The organism is Bradyrhizobium sp. B117 (assembly GCF_038969555.1).
Taxonomy (GTDB): domain Bacteria; phylum Pseudomonadota; class Alphaproteobacteria; order Rhizobiales; family Xanthobacteraceae; genus Bradyrhizobium.
In genome coordinates, this window is the sequence record NZ_CP152414.1 from 5,326,800 (window position 1) to 5,345,354 (window position 18,555).

The 18,555-nt window shown below is 64.8% G+C and carries 17 protein-coding genes; 6 read left to right on the forward strand and 11 right to left on the reverse strand.

Annotated elements, in window-relative coordinates:
• Window positions 1–99: 99 nt before the first annotated feature.
• On the forward strand, window positions 100–1,296 hold the full coding sequence (locus AAFG16_RS26110) for a Xaa-Pro peptidase family protein (protein WP_342729950.1): 1,197 nt from the start codon (window positions 100–102) through the stop codon (window positions 1,294–1,296).
• Between the two features lie 33 nt (window positions 1,297–1,329).
• Here AAFG16_RS26110 and AAFG16_RS26115 read toward each other — a convergent pair whose 3' ends face one another.
• The 5 genes from AAFG16_RS26115 to AAFG16_RS26135 form a co-directional block, all read right to left on the reverse strand.
• Entirely contained in the window at window positions 1,330–2,055 is a 726-nt protein-coding gene (locus AAFG16_RS26115; protein ID WP_283079257.1) for a hypothetical protein, read from the reverse strand.
• Between the two features lie 271 nt (window positions 2,056–2,326).
• Window positions 2,327–3,142, reverse strand: a complete 816-nt coding sequence (locus AAFG16_RS26120) for a hypothetical protein (RefSeq protein ID WP_342729952.1) — start codon at window positions 3,140–3,142, stop codon at window positions 2,327–2,329.
• A gap of 135 nt (window positions 3,143–3,277) precedes the next feature.
• Window positions 3,278–3,943: a methionine ABC transporter permease gene (locus AAFG16_RS26125; RefSeq protein ID WP_342729954.1), complete on the reverse strand. Its 666-nt coding sequence runs from the start codon at window positions 3,941–3,943 to the stop codon at window positions 3,278–3,280.
• Window positions 3,933–5,069 (reverse strand): methionine ABC transporter ATP-binding protein, encoded by a 1,137-nt coding sequence (locus AAFG16_RS26130; RefSeq protein WP_342729956.1) that lies wholly within the window; start codon window positions 5,067–5,069, stop codon window positions 3,933–3,935. Before AAFG16_RS26130 ends, AAFG16_RS26125 begins: the two co-directional genes overlap by 11 nt.
• Before the next feature lie 243 nt (window positions 5,070–5,312).
• Window positions 5,313–6,782 (reverse strand): DASS family sodium-coupled anion symporter, encoded by a 1,470-nt coding sequence (locus AAFG16_RS26135; protein ID WP_283079261.1) that lies wholly within the window; start codon window positions 6,780–6,782, stop codon window positions 5,313–5,315.
• Window positions 6,783–6,992: 210 nt separating this feature from the next.
• On the opposite strand from AAFG16_RS26135, the gene nthA reads away from it, so the two are divergent.
• Genes nthA through AAFG16_RS26150 form a run of 3 tightly spaced genes read left to right on the forward strand, consistent with a single transcriptional unit; the run spans window position 6,993 to window position 8,664 of the window.
• Window positions 6,993–7,628 carry a nitrile hydratase subunit alpha gene (gene nthA / locus AAFG16_RS26140; RefSeq protein WP_283079262.1) on the forward strand — a complete coding sequence of 212 codons (636 nt, stop codon included), beginning with the start codon at window positions 6,993–6,995 and terminating at the stop codon, window positions 7,626–7,628.
• Window positions 7,625–8,284, forward strand: a complete 660-nt coding sequence (gene nthB / locus AAFG16_RS26145) for a nitrile hydratase subunit beta (protein ID WP_342729959.1) — start codon at window positions 7,625–7,627, stop codon at window positions 8,282–8,284. Before nthA ends, nthB begins: the two co-directional genes overlap by 4 nt.
• A complete protein-coding gene (locus tag AAFG16_RS26150) occupies window positions 8,284–8,664 on the forward strand; it encodes a nitrile hydratase accessory protein (RefSeq protein ID WP_283079264.1) in 381 nt (126 codons plus the stop codon). Before nthB ends, AAFG16_RS26150 begins: the two co-directional genes overlap by 1 nt.
• A 102-nt stretch (window positions 8,665–8,766) precedes the next feature.
• Here the strand turns inward: AAFG16_RS26150 and queC are convergent, their stop codons facing one another.
• Complete coding sequence (gene queC / locus AAFG16_RS26155) at window positions 8,767–9,480, reverse strand: 7-cyano-7-deazaguanine synthase QueC (RefSeq protein ID WP_342729961.1); 714 nt, start codon at window positions 9,478–9,480, stop codon at window positions 8,767–8,769.
• 126 nt (window positions 9,481–9,606) lie between these two features.
• Between queC and mazG the strand changes: the two genes are divergently transcribed.
• Complete coding sequence (gene mazG / locus AAFG16_RS26160) at window positions 9,607–10,461, forward strand: nucleoside triphosphate pyrophosphohydrolase (RefSeq protein WP_342729963.1); 855 nt, start codon at window positions 9,607–9,609, stop codon at window positions 10,459–10,461.
• Between the two features lie 156 nt (window positions 10,462–10,617).
• Here mazG and hflX read toward each other — a convergent pair whose 3' ends face one another.
• From hflX to AAFG16_RS26180, 4 genes are all read right to left on the reverse strand, one after another.
• On the reverse strand, window positions 10,618–12,015 hold the full coding sequence (gene hflX / locus AAFG16_RS26165; RefSeq protein ID WP_342729965.1) for a GTPase HflX: 1,398 nt from the start codon (window positions 12,013–12,015) through the stop codon (window positions 10,618–10,620).
• 11 nt (window positions 12,016–12,026) lie between these two features.
• Window positions 12,027–12,275 (reverse strand): RNA chaperone Hfq, encoded by a 249-nt coding sequence (hfq, locus tag AAFG16_RS26170; protein WP_007591126.1) that lies wholly within the window; start codon window positions 12,273–12,275, stop codon window positions 12,027–12,029.
• Window positions 12,276–12,611: 336 nt separating this feature from the next.
• Window positions 12,612–13,982, reverse strand: a complete 1,371-nt coding sequence (locus AAFG16_RS26175) for a sigma-54 dependent transcriptional regulator (RefSeq protein ID WP_342729967.1) — start codon at window positions 13,980–13,982, stop codon at window positions 12,612–12,614.
• A 17-nt stretch (window positions 13,983–13,999) separates the two neighbouring features.
• Window positions 14,000–16,402 carry a PAS domain-containing sensor histidine kinase gene (locus AAFG16_RS26180; RefSeq protein WP_342729969.1) on the reverse strand — a complete coding sequence of 801 codons (2,403 nt, stop codon included), beginning with the start codon at window positions 16,400–16,402 and terminating at the stop codon, window positions 14,000–14,002.
• Window positions 16,403–16,449: 47 nt separating this feature from the next.
• Between AAFG16_RS26180 and AAFG16_RS26185 the strand changes: the two genes are divergently transcribed.
• Window positions 16,450–16,824 carry a histidine kinase gene (locus AAFG16_RS26185; protein WP_342729971.1) on the forward strand — a complete coding sequence of 125 codons (375 nt, stop codon included), beginning with the start codon at window positions 16,450–16,452 and terminating at the stop codon, window positions 16,822–16,824.
• Between the two features lie 288 nt (window positions 16,825–17,112).
• Here the strand turns inward: AAFG16_RS26185 and ntrC are convergent, their stop codons facing one another.
• A complete protein-coding gene (gene ntrC / locus AAFG16_RS26190; RefSeq protein WP_283079273.1) occupies window positions 17,113–18,555 on the reverse strand; it encodes a nitrogen regulation protein NR(I) in 1,443 nt (480 codons plus the stop codon).

Consider the following 18,555-nt stretch of genomic DNA (forward strand, 5'->3'; position numbering starts at 1 on the left):
CCAGACGAGCGCGCGGGCGTGGAGGTTGTGCTAGACTGGGCACCGCATTCCTAACAGAGATCAACAAGGCGGCCTGAACCGCCGCTCAGGGAGTTCGTCATGCAGGAGAACGTCGCCCAGGCAGGCCGCTCGCGCGCCATTCCCTTCGATGCAGCCAAGCTCGACCGCCTGATGGAAGCCGCCGGCCTCGACGTGCTGGTCGCAACCTCCAAGCACAATGTGCAGTACCTGCTGGGCGCCGAGCGCGCGATCTTCTTCGACTACATGGATGCCATGGGCGTCAGCCGCTATCTGCCGGTCCTGGTCTATCCCAAGGGCGCGCCGGAGAAGTCCGTCTATATCGGCCACCGCCTGGAGACCCATCAGCGTGCCGTGGCGCCGCCATGGGTGCCGCAGCTGCGGACCGAGTCCAACGGCTCGGTCGATGCGGTGACGCGGGCCGTCGGCCTGATCAAGGACGCCAGCGTGCCTTTGAAGCGGGTTGGGGTCGAGATGGCATTCCTGCCGATGGACGCCGGCAAGGCGTTGGCCGACGCCCTGCCCGGCGCAGAGCTCAAGGACGCGCTGCTGGTGCTGGAGCGGCTGCGCGCGGTGAAGTCGTCGGAGGAGCTGGCAACACTCAAGACGGCGTCCGAGCTCGTCATCGCCTCCATGCTGGAGGTGATCGGGAAGCACGGCTCCGGCACGACCAAGCAGCAATTGTCGGACGCCTTGCGCGTCGCCGAAGCCAATCGCGGCCTGACCTTCGAATACTGCCTGCTCGCCTGCGGCAGCAGCCACAACCGGGCACCGTCATCGCAGCGCTGGGAGCAAGGCGACGTACTGTCGCTCGATTCCGGCGGCAATTATCACGGCTATATCGGCGACCTCGCGCGCATGGCCGTGCTCGGTGAACCCGATGGCGAGCTGAAGGATTGCCTCGCCGAGATCGAAGCGGTGCAGCGCGCCGCCTTTGCCGCGGTCCGGCCCGGCGCCATGGGCGGCGACATCTACGTCGCTGCCGAGCGGGAGCTCGCAAAAATCACCCAGCGCGAGTGCACGGACTTCCTGGCCCACGGCATGGGTCTCGTCAGCCATGAGGCCCCTCGCCTGACCGCCAAGGGCCCGGTTCCCTACGACGACACGGATGCCCGCCTGCCGCTCGAACCCGGCATGGTGGTCTCGATCGAGACCACGATGAAGCATCCGAAGCGCGGCTTCATCAAGCTCGAGGACACCGTCGCGGTGACGGCGAGTGGGTACGAGATATTTGGCGAGGGGGGCCGCGGGTGGAATTTGGGCGCGAGCGGGCTCTAATTAGGCACGGCTCTTCAGCAAAACTGCTAGTGCTTACGATTGAGCTGCTGCATGATTCCACATCACGAGAGTCCCGTCGCTTCCGACATAGTACGTCTTGCTCGGATCTTTGAATATTGAGGCGTTGTGATTGTAAGTGAACGAGCCATTCATGGATGCACCGGTTTCACCGCCTTGCAGTATGGTCGTGTTGTGGAAGTTCAAGTCGGGAATATCTTGGGCGCTTACAACCGTAACTTGCCGATCTCGAACAGCCTGCAAGTAAGCCTCTGCCTGGGTTTTGAGCGTGGAGTCAGGCTCGTCCGCCGCTGCCTGCGCCGCTCGCGCTTCTTCATTCTTATACCAGTCGTTGATCTCTTGTGGCGTAGACGGCGGCGCGTTGAAGACGTCATTAACGGTCTCGGTAAAGTTGCTCACCGTCCCATCAGGGCGCCTATGGTCGTTTATTAGCTTCTGAAGATGATCCGAGAGGGCGGCAAAGCCATTTGGTGAGGCGCTGGAATTGCCTTTCCTGTTTCCGTCGGCAGACGAACGTTGCGCCGCGAGTTTATCCGCCGCGGCTTGTTCAACTTTTGCCCGAGCCAGAATAGCTTGCGCTCGATCCGAGAGATCCACGGTATCGACGGGAGTCCGAGAAGCAGAAGATGACTGGCTTGAAGAGACGGTTCCACTCCTCCCCACGTCACTCTGTGAGCTCTGACGCAAAAGCGATAGCAACGCGTCGTTCGCGTTAGAATTTGCAGTGGAAATGGTGCTCATGTGATCCGCCCCTACCTCTGATAAAATTCGAGAGTGAGGATTCCAAGAGTCGCTGTGTTCTGCAATCTGCGGAAATGCAAGGATTCGGGCTGATTTCGTCAATAATCGGTTAAATGTTCGCCGTCCGAAGCCCAGCAGAGCCGCCTTGATCGTCCGCTAGAGAGATTCCCTGAGGGAAGACCGCCCTCACCCGGCGCTTCGCGCCGACCTCTCCCGCAAGCGGGCGAGGTTCATGAGCCAGCCGCCGGCGCGTCGACCAAAGTGAGCTGATCTACCGCGCCAGCAGCATCTCCAGTTGGCTCTGCGCCTTCTTCACGGCGTCCGCGAACCAGCCCTGGCTGGGCGCTTCCTTCGCAAAGCACTTGGTGTAGGCGTCCATCGCCTGGTTTTCCTTGGCGATGGTGTCCTGCGGAGCCTTCCTGGCCATCATCTGTTTCCAGACTTTTTCGCAAGTCGGGATCTCCGCCGTCTTCACGGCTTCGCTTGCGGCGAGGAAGTAGACCTTGTCGCCCTGGATCGCGACGACATCGATTTCATGCGGCGCTCCCTTGAGGTCGCCATTGCCGCGGATGCCGAGCACGGCGACCGCAGCGCTCGCGCCGGCGGGCTTGGTGACCGGCAGCTCGGCATATTTGGCGAAGGCTGCGTCCTGGATCGCTTGATAGTAGAAGTTGTCCGACTCGAAGGCCGCGCCCGCCTCCTGCGGCATGCCGTCCGCGCGGTGCTCGGCGAGCCAGTGCTTGAGCAACCCGACCGTGGTCACGACGGCTTGCAGCTTGTCGCCCTCGGTGGCGAAGCCGAGCCCGTCGAGATGGCCGAAGCCGATGTCGCCCTTGAACAGCGTGTCGACGTTCGACGTCCCCTCCGCCGGCAGCCCCTTGATCGCGATCGGTCCGACCAGGCCGCGCAGCACGCCTGCCAATTCCTTGAGCGCCGCATCATGCTGCTTGGAGGTCTCGTCGTTCTCCTTGGCCTTCGAGAATTTTGTGATGTAGCGGTCGCGCAGGTCGAGATAGTGCTGCTCGGGCGCGGCCGCATGGTCGGGCGCAGCCAGGGCGAGCAGGCAGAGCAAGGCAAGCGATCTCATGACGAATTCCGGACGACTGGGCGCGATCTCCCGTCTTTGTGCCGGTGCCGGGTGCGAAGGTTCATCCGCAGGAGCGGAAACGCCGCTTCCGGCGCGCCCTACCCTTGCGACGGCACGTCCCGATATCGTAATGCGTCAGCGATGCCGCAGCCGGCGGTTGACCCGGCGCGCGAGATAATCGCCTGCGCTCTGCACCAGCTGCACCAGCGCGATCAGCACGACGACGACGGCGAGCATCATCTCCGGCATGAAGCGCTGGTAGCCGTAGCGGATGCCGAGATCGCCAAGTCCGCCGCCGCCGACCGCGCCGACCATGGCGGAGTAGCCGAGCAGGCTGACCACGGCGAGGGTCAGTGCCAGCAGCAGGCCCGGCAGCGCTTCGGGGATCAGCACCTTGAGCACGATCTGGATCGGCGATGCGCCGAACGAGGATGCGGTCTCGATCAGGCCGCCGTCGACCTCGCGGATCGCGCCTTCCACGAGGCGCGCGATGAAAGGTGCGGATGCGATGGTCAGCGGCACGATGGCCGCGGTCGAGCCGATCGAAGTGCCGGCAATGAGTCGTGTGAACGGGATGATCGCGACCACAAGGATGATGAAGGGCGTCGAGCGCGTCGCGTTGACGATGATGCCGAGCACGCGGTTGACCAGGGGCGCGGCGAACAGCTCGCCCTTCCGGCTGGTCGCGAGAAAAACGCCGAGCGGCAGGCCGAAGACGGTGCCGAGCAGCGCCGCGATGCCGACCATGTACAGGCTCTCGAAGGTGGCCTGGAGGATCAGGTTGAGGAGTTCAGGCGACATAGCCGAGACGCTCCGCTGCGAATTGATGTTGAGAGAGCCAGGCGAGCGTCCGCGCGACCGCGTCCTCGCCACCGGGAATACCTAATGTCAGCGCGCCCACATGCTGGCCGCCGATCTCGTCGATGCGGGCCGACAGCAGCGCCACGTCGAGGCCGAGTTCGCGCGCAAGCCGCGCCACCAGCGTGTCGCCGGCCCCTGCCCCGCGCACCTGGACGCGGATCACGGCCTGCCCGCCGGCAGACGGCTCCGCCACGATCCGGCTCGCCAGCGAGACCGGCAGACTGTCGCCGATCACCTCGGCGAGGAAGGACTGCGTGATCGGATGTTTTGGACGGGTGAAGATGTCGGCGACATGGCCGCGCTCGACGACGTGGCCGGCATCGAGCACCACGACTTCCTTGGCGAGCTGGCGCACCACGGACATCTCGTGGGTGATCAGCACGATGGTCACCCCGAGCTCGCGGTTGATGTTCGCAAGCAGGTCGAGGATGGCGCGTGTGGTCTGTGGATCCAGCGCCGAGGTCGCCTCGTCCGACAAGAGCACGTCCGGCCGCGTCGCCAGCGCGCGGGCAATGCCGACGCGCTGCTTCTGGCCGCCGGAGAGTTCTGAGGGATAACGATCGTGCTTGTCGGCGATGCCGACGAGAGCGAGCAGGTCAGTGATGCGGGCCTTGATGTCGGCCTTGGCCCAGCCGGCGATCTCGAGCGGCAGCGCGATGTTGTCGGCTGCGGTGCGCGACGACAGCAGGTTGAAGTGCTGGAAGATCATCCCGATCGAGCGCTGCGCCAGCCGCAGCTCGCGCCCGGCCAGCGCGGAGATGTCCCTGTTGTCGACGATGACGCGGCCCGTGGTCGGCTTCTCCAGCCCGTTGATGAGCCGCACCAGGCTCGATTTGCCCGCACCAGAGCGGCCGATCACGCCGGTAATGGAGCCGCGCGGGATCGCGAAGTCGATGTCGCGCAGCGCGTTGACGCCGGGCTTACCGCGATAGGCCGGATAGGTCTTCGAGATACCTTCGAAGCGGACCATTGCGTCCGGCGCGGCGGCGGATGAAATCGCTTCGGGCGGCGCGATCGGTTGTCCGATCGCAAGCGATTGGTGGGCATTCATGGAAGTGGCCTTCATGCACAATAATTCGCTTGCTCGCAGGCCGTTCAGACGTGCGGCAAGCCGGGTCGCAGCGAGCGACGAGAAATGGAACCGCGAGCCAGCGCTGGGAAGAAACACGCTGCACCGCAGCACGCACCATTGCCCGTTCGGCTCCTGCTTGCAATGTCAGATATTTGCGGGGAGTTAGAGGAAATTTTCTAGAATCCTCCCCGGCGGAGAAAATTCATCTGCCGGGGCTGCGGCCGCCAAGCCGGCTCATCAGACCTGCAGCCACGGCAACACGATCAATAGAAGCCCCGCGAAATAGAGCAGCCCGAAGATCAGGCCAAAGCCCCAGAACTGGCCCTTCCCGATATAGCCGCTGCCGAAATACATCGGGGCCGGCCCCGTCGCGTAAGGCGAGATCACGCCCATCAGGCCGAGCGAATACATGCAGAGCATGGCGAGCGTCACGACCGGCAGGCCGGGAATGCCGGAGCCGACCGCGAGCACCACCGGCAGCACGGCGGCGGCATGCGAGGTGATGCTCGAGAAGAAATAGTGGATCCAGAAGAACAGCGCGACCAGGAGGATCATCGCGGTCGACGGCGACAGCCCCGCGAGCGGTTTTGCGTATTCGGTCGCGAACCATTTGATGAAGCCGATCTCGTTGAGGCCCGAGGCCAGCGTCAGGAGCGAGGTGAAATAGAAGAACACCTCCCAGGCGCTCTTCTCGCTGACGATGTCGGCAAACTCGATCACGCCCGTCACCAGCATCAGGGAGATCACGATGAACACGACGGTGGTGGCGTTGACGAAGTTCGAGCCGATCCCGGGAACGTGGATGTCGGGGCTCGAGCCCGCGATCCACAGGAACATCGCGAGCAGGATCAGCGCCAGCATGATCCATTCGTTGCGCGACATCGGTCCCATCTCGGCGAGCTCCTTCGCCGCCCATTCGGAGATCTCCGGGCTGCGCTTCACTTCGGGGCGACACACCACGTAGCTGAGCAGCGGCACCACGATCATCAGCAGGAGGCCGAGCGGCGCAAAGCCGATGAACCACTGCGCCCAGCTCACCTCGACCCCGGCGGTTTTCTTGGCGATGGCGAGCGCGGCGGCATTGGGCGCGAGTGCAGTGAAGAACAGCGAGCTGGTGATCGCGGTTGCCGCGAACGCGGTCCACATCACATAGGTGCCGATCTTTCCGGCGGTCGGCCCGGGCTCGGAGCCGTAGATGCGCGGGATGTTGCTGATGATGGGATAGACGATGCCGCCGCTGCGCGCGGTGTTGGAGGGCGTCGCCGGCGCGAGCAGGAAGTCCGACATCGCGACCGCATAGCCGAGGCCGAGCGTGTTGCGGCCGAGCCGCTGCACCAGCACCAGCGCGATGCGGCGGCCGAGCTGGCTCTTGCGATAGCCGATCGAGAACACGAACGCGCCGACGATCAGCCACACCGTGCTCTCGGCGAAGCCCGCCAGCATCCAGCGCAGCGACTTGCCGGGATCGGGATCGATATAGCCGGCAACGCCCGCCACCGTGAGGCCGATAAAGCCGACTGCGCCGACCGGCATCGATTCCAGGATGAGCCCGGTGATGACGGCGGCGAACACGGCGAAATAGTGCCACTGATTGGCGTTGAGCCCTGACGGCACCGGCCACAGATAGATCGCCAGCCACACCACGAGCGGCGCGACCAGCCTCCAGCGAAACCCTTTTGCTTCAGGCGCCTGCGAGCCAGCGGCCATGGGCCCTCCCCTCGATCATCGTTGCATGATGCGGACCGTTGGCCGGGCCGTCATTGTCCCCTCAAGGCCGTATACGGCAGACGCCGTGGGGCGACAATGGCCGTTTCCGGCTCTGCTCGTCGTCGCGCAAAGCGGCGTCACGAACACGTGGGCGGATTGCGCCGCAACGACGGCTCGACAGCCGGGGACCATTGCGCCTATCTTCGGCTCATGAGCCAAAATCACGACCACCATCATCACCACGATCACGATCATTCGGAGCTGTCCGAGACCGAGCTGCGCGTGCGCGCGCTCGAGACGATCCTGACCGAAAAGGGCTATGTCGAGCCGGCCGCGCTCGATGCGATCATCCAGGCCTATGAGACCAAGATCGGTCCGCATAATGGCGCGCGCGTCGTCGCCAAGGCCTGGACCGATCCGGCGTTCAAGCAGGCGCTGCTGGAGGACGGCAGCAAGGCGATCGGCACGCTCGGCCATGTCAGCCGCGTCGGCGATCATCTCGTCGTGGTCGAGAACACGCCCGCGCGCCACAACATGGTCGTGTGCACGCTGTGCTCCTGCTATCCCTGGGAAATGCTGGGGCTGCCGCCGGTCTGGTACAAGGCCGCGCCCTACCGCTCGCGTGCCGTGAAGGACCCGCGCGGCGTGCTCGCCGATTTCGGCGTCGGCCTGCCAAAGGACATGGAGATCCGTGTCTGGGACTCCACGGCCGAGACGCGCTTCCTGGTGCTGCCGATGCGGCCCGAGGGTACCGAGGGCTGGAGCGAGGAACAGCTCGCTGAACTCGTGACCCGCGATTCCATGATCGGCACCGGCTTTCCGAGCAAGCCCGGAGCGCCGTCGTGAACGGCGTCCACGACATGGGCGGCATGGACGGCTTCGGCAAGGTCGAGCCCGAGCCGAACGAGCCGATGTTTCATGAGGAATGGGAGTCGCGCGTGTTGGCCATGGTGCGCGCGATGGGCGCAGCCGGTGCCTTCAACATCGACACCTCGCGCTTCTACCGCGAGACGCTGCCGCCGCATGTGTATCTGTCGAGCTCCTACTACAAGAAATGGTTTTTGGGCCTCGAGGAGATGCTGATCGAGAAGGGCTACCTGACGCGGGAGGAGGTCGCTGCCGGTCACGCCATGCAGCCCGGAAAGGCGCTCAAGCACGGCAAGTTCGATCTCGCCAATGTCGAGCGCGTGATGGTGCGCGGCAAGTTCGCCCGCCCTGCCCCGGCGCCGGCGAAATTCAAGATCGGCGATCGCGTCCGCGCGAAGAACATCCATCCGACCACGCACACACGGCTGCCGCGCTATGTCCGCGGCCATGTCGGTGTCGTCGAGCTCAACCACGGCTGCCACGTGTTTCCGGACTCGGCGGCGATGGAGCTCGGCGAGAATCCGCAATGGCTCTACACCGTGGTGTTCGACGGCAACGATCTCTGGGGCGCAGACGGCGATCCGACGCTGAAGGTCTCGATCGACGCGTTCGAGCCCTATCTGGATCCGGCGTGATGAGCAGCACCGCTGCTGTCGCCGCGACGGCGGCAATCCCGAGCATCCCGCGCGATGACGACGGTCCGGTGTTCCGCGCACCCTGGGAGGCGCATGCCTTCGCGATGGCATTGACCCTCCACGAGCGCGGCGTGTTCACCTGGCCCGAATGGGCCGCAGCGCTCGCCGACGAGATCAAGCGCGCGCAGGCCGCCGGCGACCCTGATACGGGCGAGACCTACTATCTGCACTGGCTCGCCACACTGGAAGGCCTCGTCGCGCGCAAGGGCGTGGCGTCGATGGAGACCCTCCATCGCTATCGCGACGCCTGGGACCACGCGGCGGACCGCACGCCACACGGCAAGCCGATCGAGCTGCGGCCGGAGGATTTTGCGGGGTAGTTGCCTCACCCGTCATTGCGAGCGCAGCGAAGCAATCCAGAATCCCTCCGCGGCGGCAGTCTGGATTGCTTCGTCGCTTCGCTCCTCGCAATGACGGCGGAACTACCGCCCCGCCGCAAACTCCCGCCACCCCTTCGCCCGCAGGCTGCACGCCGGGCACTCGCCGCACCCAAAACCCCAATCATGCTGCGCGCCGCGTTCGCCGAGATAGCAGGTGTGGGACTGCTCGCGGATGAGGTCGACCAGCCCCGCGCCGCCGAGATCGTGCGCCAGCTTCCAGGTCGCGGCCTTGTCGATCCACATCAGCGGCGTGTGCAGCTCGAACTTGCGGGCCATGCCGAGTGAGAGCGCGGCCTGCATGGCGCGGATGGTGTTGTCGCGGCAATCGGGATAGCCGGAATAGTCGGTCTCGCACATGCCGCCGACGATGTCAGTGATGCCGCGCCGGTAGGCCAGCGCCGCGGCAAACGTCAGGAACACCAGATTGCGGCCGGGCACGAAGGTGTTGGGCAGGCCGTCGGCGCCCATCGCGATCGCGACGTCGCGCGTCAGCGCGGTTTCGGACACGGCCGCCAGGGTCGGGATCGACAGCGTATGGCTCTTGCCGAGCTTAGCGGCCCAGTCCGCGCGCAGGCCCTTGAGACCGTCGAGCAGACGGTCGCGGCAGGCAAGCTCAATGGCGTGGCGCTGGCCGTACTCGAAGCCGAGCGTCTCGACGCGCGCGAAGCGGCTCAGCGCCCAGGCGAGACAGGTGGTGGAATCCTGGCCGCCGGAGAACAGCACGAGCGCGGTTTGTGATGAAAATGCGTCACTCATGGCCCGCGCTTTAGCATTGCGCGCGCGGCCCGCCAATCGGTGGAAATCGGCCTGTTTCGCCGCGCCGCGCTGGGAACGGCGGCCCGCTTTTGGCATAAGTCTCTGGACCCAGGAGAACGGCCCGCAATGACCCCTTCCCGCGACATTTCCCGCCTGATCGAGATCATGGCGGCGCTCCGCACGCCGGTGACCGGGTGCCCCTGGGACCTCGAACAGGATTTTTCGACGATCGCGCCCTACACGATCGAGGAAGCCTATGAGGTGGTCGACGCCATCACCCGCGGTGATCTCGATGATCTCAGAGAGGAGCTCGGTGATCTCCTGCTCCAGGTCGTGTTCCACGCCCAGATGGCGTCGGAGCAGAATGCCTTTGCGTTCGGCGACGTCGTCGAGGCCATCACGCGAAAGATGATCCGGCGCCATCCCCATGTCTTCGCCGACAAGGAGGGCAATCTCGCCCCGCACCACGTCAAGGAAATCTGGGACCGCATCAAGGCCGAGGAGAAAGCCGAGCGCGCAGCGCGAAGGCCGCCGGAAGACGTGCCGCCGCACAAATCGCTGCTGTCGGGCGTGAAGGCCGGCCAGCCGGCGCTGACCCGCGCGATGGAGCTTCAGCGCAAGGCCTCCACCGTCGGCTTCGACTGGAACGATCCGCGCGCGGTCTTGCAAAAGATCCGCGAGGAAGCCGACGAGATCGAAGCCGCGCTCGATCGCAACGACAAGCAGGAGATCGCCGAAGAGACCGGCGATTTGATGTTCGCCCTCGTCAACCTCGCCCGCCACGTCGATGCCGATCCGGAAGCCGCGCTGCGCGCGACCAACGCGAAGTTCGAGCGGCGGTTTGCGTTCATCGAGCGGGCGCTGGAGGCGCAGGGACGCACGCTGGAGCAGGCGTCGCTGGAAGAGATGGACGCGCTGTGGAATTCAGCGAAGGGTGACGAGAAGCCGGCGTCAGAGCGGCGCAAGGAAGCGCGCCGTTAGCTCAGCTGTCGTCCCGGCGAAGGCCAATTCGTAGGGTGGGCAAGGCGAAGCTTGCCCACGACATCGAACTCATGCGGAGGAGAGACATGGTGGGCACGGCGCTCGCGCGCCTTTGCCCACCCTACGAGGGCTACGCTTGTCCGGGACGACTGCGGATTACGCCGACAGACGCGGCACGGCGTCGAACCGGTTCACCACGATATCCCGCTTGGTCTCGTCCACCCGTACGGTCATGTCGAAGCGGCCGTCATGCAGCTCCTTCGCCAGCACCTCGGAATTGCGGTGCAGCCACGAGATGCCGGCGCCGTCGGCGGCGTCGATGGAGAGATCGAGCGTGGTGCGCTTGGCGGCAAGGCGCTCTTCGATTGCGGCGAGTAGTGCATCGATGCCCTCGCCCGACACCGCGGAGACCAGCATCGCCGGATGATCCTCCGGCCTGCGCGCGGCGATGTTCAGAAGCTCCTCGCGCTGCTCGGGATCGTAACGATCGATCTTGTTCCAGACCTCGATGATGCGGCCGGAGTCATCAGGGTTGATGCCGAGCTGGCGCAGCACGGCGTCGACGTCGCTCTGCTGGGCCTCGGCGTCCTCGTGCGAGATGTCGCGCACATGCAGGATGACGTCGGCCTCCAGCACCTCCTCCAGCGTTGCGCGGAAGGCGGCGACGAGCTGGGTCGGCAAATTGGAGATGAAGCCGACGGTGTCGGACAGCATCGCCTTGCCGCCATGCGGCAGGTTGAGCGCGCGCAAGGTTGGATCGAGCGTGGCGAACAGCATGTCCGCGGCTTGCACGTCGGCGCGGGTCAGGCGGTTGAACAGCGTCGACTTGCCAGCATTGGTGTAGCCGACCAGGGCGACCACGCGGTACGGCACGCGCTGGCGGCCGGCGCGGTGCAGTCGCCGCGTGGCTTGTACCTTCTTCAGCTCGCTTTCGAGCTTGGTGATGCGCTCCTGGATCAGGCGGCGGTCGGCCTCGATCTGGGTCTCGCCGGGGCCGCCCATGAATCCGAAGCCGCCGCGCTGGCGCTCCAGATGGGTCCAGGACCGCACCAGGCGCGAGCGCTGGTAGTTGAGATGCGCCAGCTCGACCTGGAGCGCGCCCTCCTTGGTCTTGGCACGGCGGCCGAAGATTTCGAGGATCAGCCCGGTGCGGTCGAGCACCTTGGCGTGCAATTCCTTCTCGAGATTGCGCTGCTGGATCGGCGCCAATGCGCAATCCATCACCACGAGCTCGACGTCGAGGCTCTTGGCCAGCGCGGCGATCTCCTCGACCTTGCCCTTGCCGATATAGGTCGCGGGCCGGATCTGGCTGATCGGCGCGATGATGGCGTCGGCAATGACGAGGTCGATCGCGCGCGCGAGGCCCGCGGCTTCGTCGAGCCGGGCCTCGGCGTCACGCTGAACATGATTAGGAAGGACATGGCTTTCCGATTGCGCGTCGGCACTTCCCGCGCGCGCTCGCAAGTAGGGGCCAATGACAAGCACCCGCCCCGTCTGCTTAGCCCCTGCCGACCGCGGACGGTCGGCATCCCCGTCGAAATTCCGGGGTTCCAATCAGATCACTCTCAAGCCGGCTGATCCTCACCGCCTTCGAACAACTGAATCGGAGCGCCCGGCATGATGGTCGAGATCGCATGCTTGTAGACGAGCTGCGAATGACCGTCGCGCCGAAGCAGCAAACAGAAATTGTCGAACCAGGTCACGATGCCCTGGAGCTTCACTCCGTTGACCAGAAAGATCGTCAGTGGCGTCTTCGTTTTGCGAACGTGATTAAGGAAGGTGTCCTGTAGGTTTTGTGCGCGGTCTGCCGCCATTGTTTTTTTCTCGCTTTGAGTTTCTTTTTATTGCGCCGGTTGCGCCCCGCTTTTCAAAATATGGGGTCTCATCCGGTTGCCGCTCCTCATGAGATCCCCCTCGGAGGAACAGCGGTTCGATTAGAGGGCAGGACGGGTTATTAGGCAAGCCGCTTCACGCGGCAGACCCCGTCCGTTTTCTCCGAAAAACTACGGAAATAGATGATTTTCCTCGCTAATCTCTAAGGTGTGGCCGCAACGTCGCGCCACCAGAGCCATTCCCGACAGAAACTGAAGGGAGGCGCTGGATTCCTGCTTTTGACGCGCCCTCTGTATGCTGACCAGTATCCCGCATCGTCAGCCGACGCCGAGCGCCTTCAACTTCCGGTGCAAAGCCGACCGTTCCATGCCAACGAACTCGGCCGTACGAGAAATATTTCCTGAAAAACGGCTGATCTGTGCAATCAAATAGTCGCGCTCGAACACTTCGCGCGCCTCGCGCAGCGGCAGGCCCATGATGTGCTCGCCATTGTTGCTGGTCGGCATCGCCGGTACCATGGAGCCGACGTCCTGCGGCAGCATGTCGGCGGTGATGATCACCTCAGGGCCGCCCGCGGCCAGAATCATGACCCTCTCAACGTTGTTGCGGAGCTGGCGCACATTGCCGGGCCAGACATGCGATTGCAGCACCGCCATCGCGTCCTGTCCGATCTGCCGCTTGGGCAGGCCGCTGCCGGCCGAGATCTGCTCCATGAAATAGTCGATCAACTCCGGGATGTCCTCGCGCCGCTCCGACAGCGCGGGCACGCGGATCGGCACCACCGAGAGGCGATGATAGAGGTCCTCGCGGAAATGGCCGGCCGCGATCTCCTCCTCGAGATTGCGTGCGGTCGAGGAGATGATGCGCACGTCGACCTGCACCTTGGCGGTGCCGCCGACGCGCTGGAACGACTGCTCGACCAGGACGCGAAGGATCTTGTTCTGGGTCTCGCGCGGCATGTCCGCGATCTCGTCGATGAACAGCGTGCCGCCATGGGCCTCTTCGAGTGCGCCGGGCTTGCGCGGCTGCTCGCCATTGGACTGCTCGACGCCGAACAGTTCGTGCTCCATGCGCTCGGGCGTGATCGCGGCGGCGTTGATGACGACGAAGGGACCATCGGCGCGGCCCGAGGCGGTGTGCAGCGTGCGCGCGGTCAGCTCCTTGCCGGCGCCGGCGGGTCCGACGATCAGGATGCGGCTGTTGGCCTTGGCCGCGCGCTCGATGGTCTGGCGCAGCTGGTTCATGCTCGGCGAGCGGCCGACGAGCGAGCTTGCGCTCGGCGCGAGCTGCTTCAGCTCCTTGACCTCGCGCTTGAGCCGCGAATTCTCCAGCGCACGGGTTGCGACCAGGATCAGCCGGTCGGCCTTGAAAGGCTTCTCGATGAAGTCGTAGGCTCCGCGCTTGATCGCGGCAACCGCGGTCTCGATGTTGCCGTGGCCGGAGATCATCACGACCGGCAGATCGGCGTTGTCCTTCTTGACCTGCTCCAGCAGCTGCAAGCCGTCGAGCTTGGAGCCCTGGAGCCAGATGTCGAGGAACACCAGGTGCGGCCTGCGGTTGGCGATCTCGGCGAGCGCCGTATCGCTGTCGCGCGCGGTCCTTGTGACGAACCCCTCGTCTTCGAGAATGCCCGCAACGAGATCCCGAATATCGGCCTCATCATCGACAATCAGAATTTCACTAGCCATGGGTCGCGCCTGTCTTCTCAGCTGCCTGTTGAGGCTTCGATTTTCGTTGAATCATTGGTCTTTTCTGCCGGCTCTTTGGTTTGGGCCGACGGTCGTTTTGTTTCTTGCGCCTGGTCCTTGACAGCGGCGCTGGCCGGCTCACTGGCAACGTCCTTGCCCGCCGGTGCGGCCTCGGCTGCTTCGGACTTCGCGGGCTGGCCGGAGATCGCAAAGCGCAGGCGCATCCACGCGCCACGCTGGCCCTCGCGGAAGTCGGAGGCGTCCTTCAATTCGATGCGCCCGCCATGGTCCTCCAGCACGCGTCCGACGATGGCAAGGCCAAGGCCGGTGCCTTTGGCGCGCGTGGTCACGTAGGGTTCAAGCAGCCGCGAGCGCGCGACCTTGGGCAGGCCGATGCCGTTGTCGATGACGTCGATCAGCACGTCCGCGCCCTCGCGCGAGACCACGACGTCGATACGACCCTTTCCGCCGTCCTTGCCGAGCTCCTCCGGCGGGACCTGCTCGATCGCCTCGGTGGCGTTCTTCACGATGTTGGTGACCGCCTGCGAGATCAGCCGCCGGTCGAACTGGGCGCGCAGCGGGTCTTCCTTGAACTCGGCCTCGATATCGAGCTCGGGATGGGCGACCTTCATCAGGAACACCGCCTGCCGCACGGTGTCGGCGACGTCCTCGCCTTCCATCACCGGTTTCGGCATCCGCGCGAAGCGCGAGAACTCGTCGACCATGCGCCTAATGTCGTCGACCTGGCGCACGATGGTGTCGGTGCACTGGTCGAAGATCTGCTTGTCCTTGTCTTCTGTGATGGTCTTGCCGAACTTGCGGCGGATGCGCTCGGCCGACAGCTGAATCGGCGTCAGCGGGTTCTTGATCTCGTGGGCGATGCGGCGCGCCACGTCGCCCCAGGCCGAGGTGCGCTGCGCCGAGACCAGCTCGGTGATGTCGTCGAGCGTGATGATGTAGCTGTCGTGCGGCTGGTTCTTCTCGGCGCTGACGCGGACCGAGAGATTGCGCTCGGTGCCGTCGCGGGTGATCGTGATCTGGCCCTGCACCAGGCGCTGGGTCCCTTCCCGCGCCGTCTTCATCATCTCGTCGAGCTCGGGCAGCACGTCGGAGAGCGGATGGCCGAGCGTCTCCGCTTCGGAGTGCCCGATCAGCTTCTCAGCGGAGCGGTTGAGGATGCCGACGCTGCCGGAGGTATCGACGCCAATGATGCCGGCGCTCGCCGAGGACAGCACGGCCTCGATGAAGCGGCGGCGGCTGTCGATGAGGTCGCTGGCGTTGACGAGCTCGTCGCGCTGGCTGCGCAACTCCTGCGTCATCTTGTTGAAGGTCTCCCCGAGCTGCGCGAGGTCGCCCTCCGACTGGTGCACCGGCACCTGGACATGCAGGTCGCCGGTCGAGACCCTGTGGGCCGCGTTCATCAGCCGCCGGATCGGCGAGACCAGCGAGTTGGCGAAGTTGAGGCCGATCAGCACCGAGGCCATCAGAATCGTCAGCGCGATCACCGCGAACATCAGCGCAAAGGCGACCTGGATGCCGAGCCGCCGCGACTCGATCTGGGCGTATTCGGCGACGCTGACCTCGGTCTGCTTGAGCTGGGCCACCACATTGGGATCAAGCGGCCGCGCGACGTAGAGGAAGGTGTCGTTGAAGGCGCGCAGGCGGATCACCGCCGCGACGAAGCTCGCATCCGGCAGCACCGCAATCTCGGGCTCGGATTCGTTGACATTGCTGAGGAAGTCCGGGGCCGGCGGCGAATAAGCCAGCCGCATGCCGGTGTCGGCGGATTCCAGGATGTTGGTGTTCTTGTCGATGATCATCGCGCCCGGCAGATTGCGGGAGCCGGCACTCGCGGTCAGCAGCTCGCGGAACGAGCGGCGATCCTGGTCATAGAGCGGCCGCGCATGGGCGATGTCGTTGGCCATGCCGATAATGTCGCCGCGGATCAGTTGCGCGTGGTCCTGCATGTAGGCCCGCGCGATCGTCAGCGAATTCTGGATCACCTCCTTGGTCGGGCCGGAGAACAGCCGGTCGAGGCCGCGCTCGATGGTGACATTGGCGACGACGGCGACCAGCACCGCCGGCAGCACCGCCACGATCGAGAACAGGCTGACGATCTGGACATGGAGGCGTGCCGCCGCCCGTCCGCGGCGTCGCGCCAGGATCAACTGCCAGAGTTCCCGGACGATGATGCCGACCAGGAACAGGATGGTGGCGGCATTGATCAGGTAGAATGAGCGGACCACCTCCGGCGTCGGCTCGATCTGAGTGAGGCCGGTCAGGACCAGGAAGGTCAGCAGGGCCGACAGCAGCGCCATGGCCACGGCCAGCGGGGCCAGCCAGCGCCGTACCGACCAACGCCGCGGCTCTTCCGGTGGGGCCGTGTCGAAGTGTGCGGCCGAGGTCTCTGCGCTGATCATTCCGGCAATGGTGCTGAAAACGGGGGTCCGCGGCGGGGCGGATACTGATGTATTCGTACCACATTGTTGCCGAATTGCGACAATTCCGCGGCGTCTCAGCCGTGGCGGGCCGGCGCATCCACAGGCCTGTGCTAAAGCGCGATGGCATGAAGGTGAATTACCATCGCGCTTTAGGCTATTGTTTGAGCATGATCTTTTCGGAAAACCGCTACGCACTTTTCCGGATCATGCTCGAGCTGGCCGGAACGGATTGCCGCCCTTCCGGCTTGACCGGCATGGATAGGTTCTTTCTCGCAATCATGGTGTCGGCCGTTCTGCTGCTGATCGTGGCCGCCGATTTGCTGGTCAATGGCCCGGCCAGGCAGGACCACACGGCGGAGATGGCCAATATGCAGCCGGTCGTCGCGCGCCTGATCAGATAGCGGCGACAACTGCGCTCAGCGGCCGCATAACTATTCGAACGTTCCTGCGGAACATTCCGGCCCGATCCGGACTTCTGCTCACCGCGCCAGCCACAACGGCCAGCGCGATCCGGACAGGCTCAGCTCCGCTGTGGTAGGGGGAGCTGAGCCACCTCCGCGCAAACGCGTCCAGCGTTTGTCGCGAAGACTAAAGCGCGATGAGATTTGGATGAATAGTCATCGCGCTTTAGGTTGTTGTTTACGCATGATCTTTCCGGAAAACCGCTTCGCACTTTTCCGGATCATGCTTTAGCCCCCGCTCCGGTAGACCTGGATATCGAGGTCCCGGATCTTCTTGCGCAGCGTGTTGCGGTTGAGGCCGAGCAGGTCCGCGGCGCGGATCTGGTTGCCGCGGGTCGCCGCGAGCGCGGCCGTGAGCAGCGGGACCTCGATCTCCTTGAGGATGCGGTGATACAAGCCGGGCGGCGGCATGCCGTTCGGAAAGCCCTGGAAGTGCGAGGAGAGATACGCCTCTACCGCGCCGCCGAGATTGTCGACGCCCTGCTGGACCGCAGCCCCCGGACTGACCGACGGCGGGGCCAGCTCGCCGTCGATGACGGAGGCGGTGATCACGTCCTGCGGATAGAGCGCGGCGAGGCGCCGGGCGAGGTTTTCGAGCTCACGCACGTTGCCGGGCCAGCGGTGCTGCTTCATCCGTTCCAGCGCCAGGGCATCCAGCTTCTTCGGCGGCAGGCCGTCCTTTTCGGCCAGCGTGAAGAAGTGCCGCACCAGATCCGGCAGGTCCTCGATGCGCTCGCGCAAGGGCGGCAGACGCAGCGGCACGACGTTGAGGCGGAAGAACAGATCTTCGCGGAACAGACCCTGCTGGATCAGGACGCGCAGATCCTTGTTCGAGGCCGCGACGATGCGCACGTCGGTCTTGATCGGGGTGCGGCCGCCCACGGTGGTGTATTCACCCTGCTGGAGCACGCGCAGCAATCGCGTCTGCGCCTCCATCGGCATGTCGCCGATCTCGTCCAGGAACAGCGTGCCGCCCTCGGCCTGCTCGAACCGGCCGGAGGCGCGGGTGTTGGCACCGGTGAAGGCGCCACGCTCGTGGCCGAACAGCTCGGATTCGATGAGGTCGCGCGGGATTGCGGCCATGTTGACGGCGACGAACGGGCCGTTGCGGCGCTTGCCGTAATCGTGCAGCGCGCGCGCTACCAGCTCCTTGCCGGTGCCGGACTCGCCCGTGATCATCACGGTGAGGTCGGTCTGCATCAGCCGCGCCAGCACGCGGTAGATTTCCTGCATCGCCGGCGAGCGGCCGACCAGCGGGATCGCCTCCATCTCGGCGTCCTCGTCCGGCGTCGAGACCCGTTCCTTCGGCTCGGCCAGCGCACGGCCGACGATGGCGATCAGCTCCTTCAGGTCGAAAGGCTTGGGCAGATATTCGTAGGCGCCGCGCTCGGAGGCGCGGATCGCGGTCATGAAGGTGTTTTGCGCGCTCATGACGATGACGGGCAGGTTCGGCCGCATCTTCTTGATCCGCGGCAACAGGTCGAAGGCGTTTTCGTCCGGCATCACCACGTCGGTGATGACGAGATCGCCCTCCCCCTGGCTGACCCAGCGCCACAGCGTGGCGGCGTTGCCGGTGAGCCTGACTTCATAGCCGGCGCGGGAAAGTGCCTGATTGAGAACCGTGCGAATGGCGGTGTCGTCATCAGCAACGAGAATGCTACCTGCGGGCAT

Excerpts from the sequence above, each read along its gene's own strand:
- AAFG16_RS26115 (WP_283079257.1), bottom strand. The coding sequence starts at position 2,055 with ATGAGCACCATTTCCACTGCAAATTCTAACGCGAACGACGCGTTGCTA.
- AAFG16_RS26130 (WP_342729956.1), bottom strand. The coding sequence starts at position 5,069 with ATGAAGGCCACTTCCATGAATGCCCACCAATCGCTTGCGATCGGACAA.
- nthA (WP_283079262.1), top strand. The coding sequence starts at position 6,993 with ATGAGCCAAAATCACGACCACCATCATCACCACGATCACGATCATTCG.
- AAFG16_RS26180 (WP_342729969.1), bottom strand. The coding sequence starts at position 16,402 with ATGATCAGCGCAGAGACCTCGGCCGCACACTTCGACACGGCCCCACCG.
- ntrC (WP_283079273.1), bottom strand. The coding sequence starts at position 18,555 with ATGCCCGCAGGTAGCATTCTCGTTGCTGATGACGACACCGCCATTCGC.
- AAFG16_RS26125 (WP_342729954.1), bottom strand. The coding sequence starts at position 3,943 with ATGTCGCCTGAACTCCTCAACCTGATCCTCCAGGCCACCTTCGAGAGC.
- mazG (WP_342729963.1), top strand. The coding sequence starts at position 9,607 with ATGACCCCTTCCCGCGACATTTCCCGCCTGATCGAGATCATGGCGGCG.
- hfq (WP_007591126.1), bottom strand. The coding sequence starts at position 12,275 with ATGGCGGCAGACCGCGCACAAAACCTACAGGACACCTTCCTTAATCAC.
- AAFG16_RS26175 (WP_342729967.1), bottom strand. The coding sequence starts at position 13,982 with ATGGCTAGTGAAATTCTGATTGTCGATGATGAGGCCGATATTCGGGAT.
- AAFG16_RS26150 (WP_283079264.1), top strand. The coding sequence starts at position 8,284 with ATGAGCAGCACCGCTGCTGTCGCCGCGACGGCGGCAATCCCGAGCATC.
- AAFG16_RS26120 (WP_342729952.1), bottom strand. The coding sequence starts at position 3,142 with ATGAGATCGCTTGCCTTGCTCTGCCTGCTCGCCCTGGCTGCGCCCGAC.
- AAFG16_RS26135 (WP_283079261.1), bottom strand. The coding sequence starts at position 6,782 with ATGGCCGCTGGCTCGCAGGCGCCTGAAGCAAAAGGGTTTCGCTGGAGG.
- AAFG16_RS26185 (WP_342729971.1), top strand. The coding sequence starts at position 16,450 with ATGTATTCGTACCACATTGTTGCCGAATTGCGACAATTCCGCGGCGTC.
- queC (WP_342729961.1), bottom strand. The coding sequence starts at position 9,480 with ATGAGTGACGCATTTTCATCACAAACCGCGCTCGTGCTGTTCTCCGGC.
- AAFG16_RS26110 (WP_342729950.1), top strand. The coding sequence starts at position 100 with ATGCAGGAGAACGTCGCCCAGGCAGGCCGCTCGCGCGCCATTCCCTTC.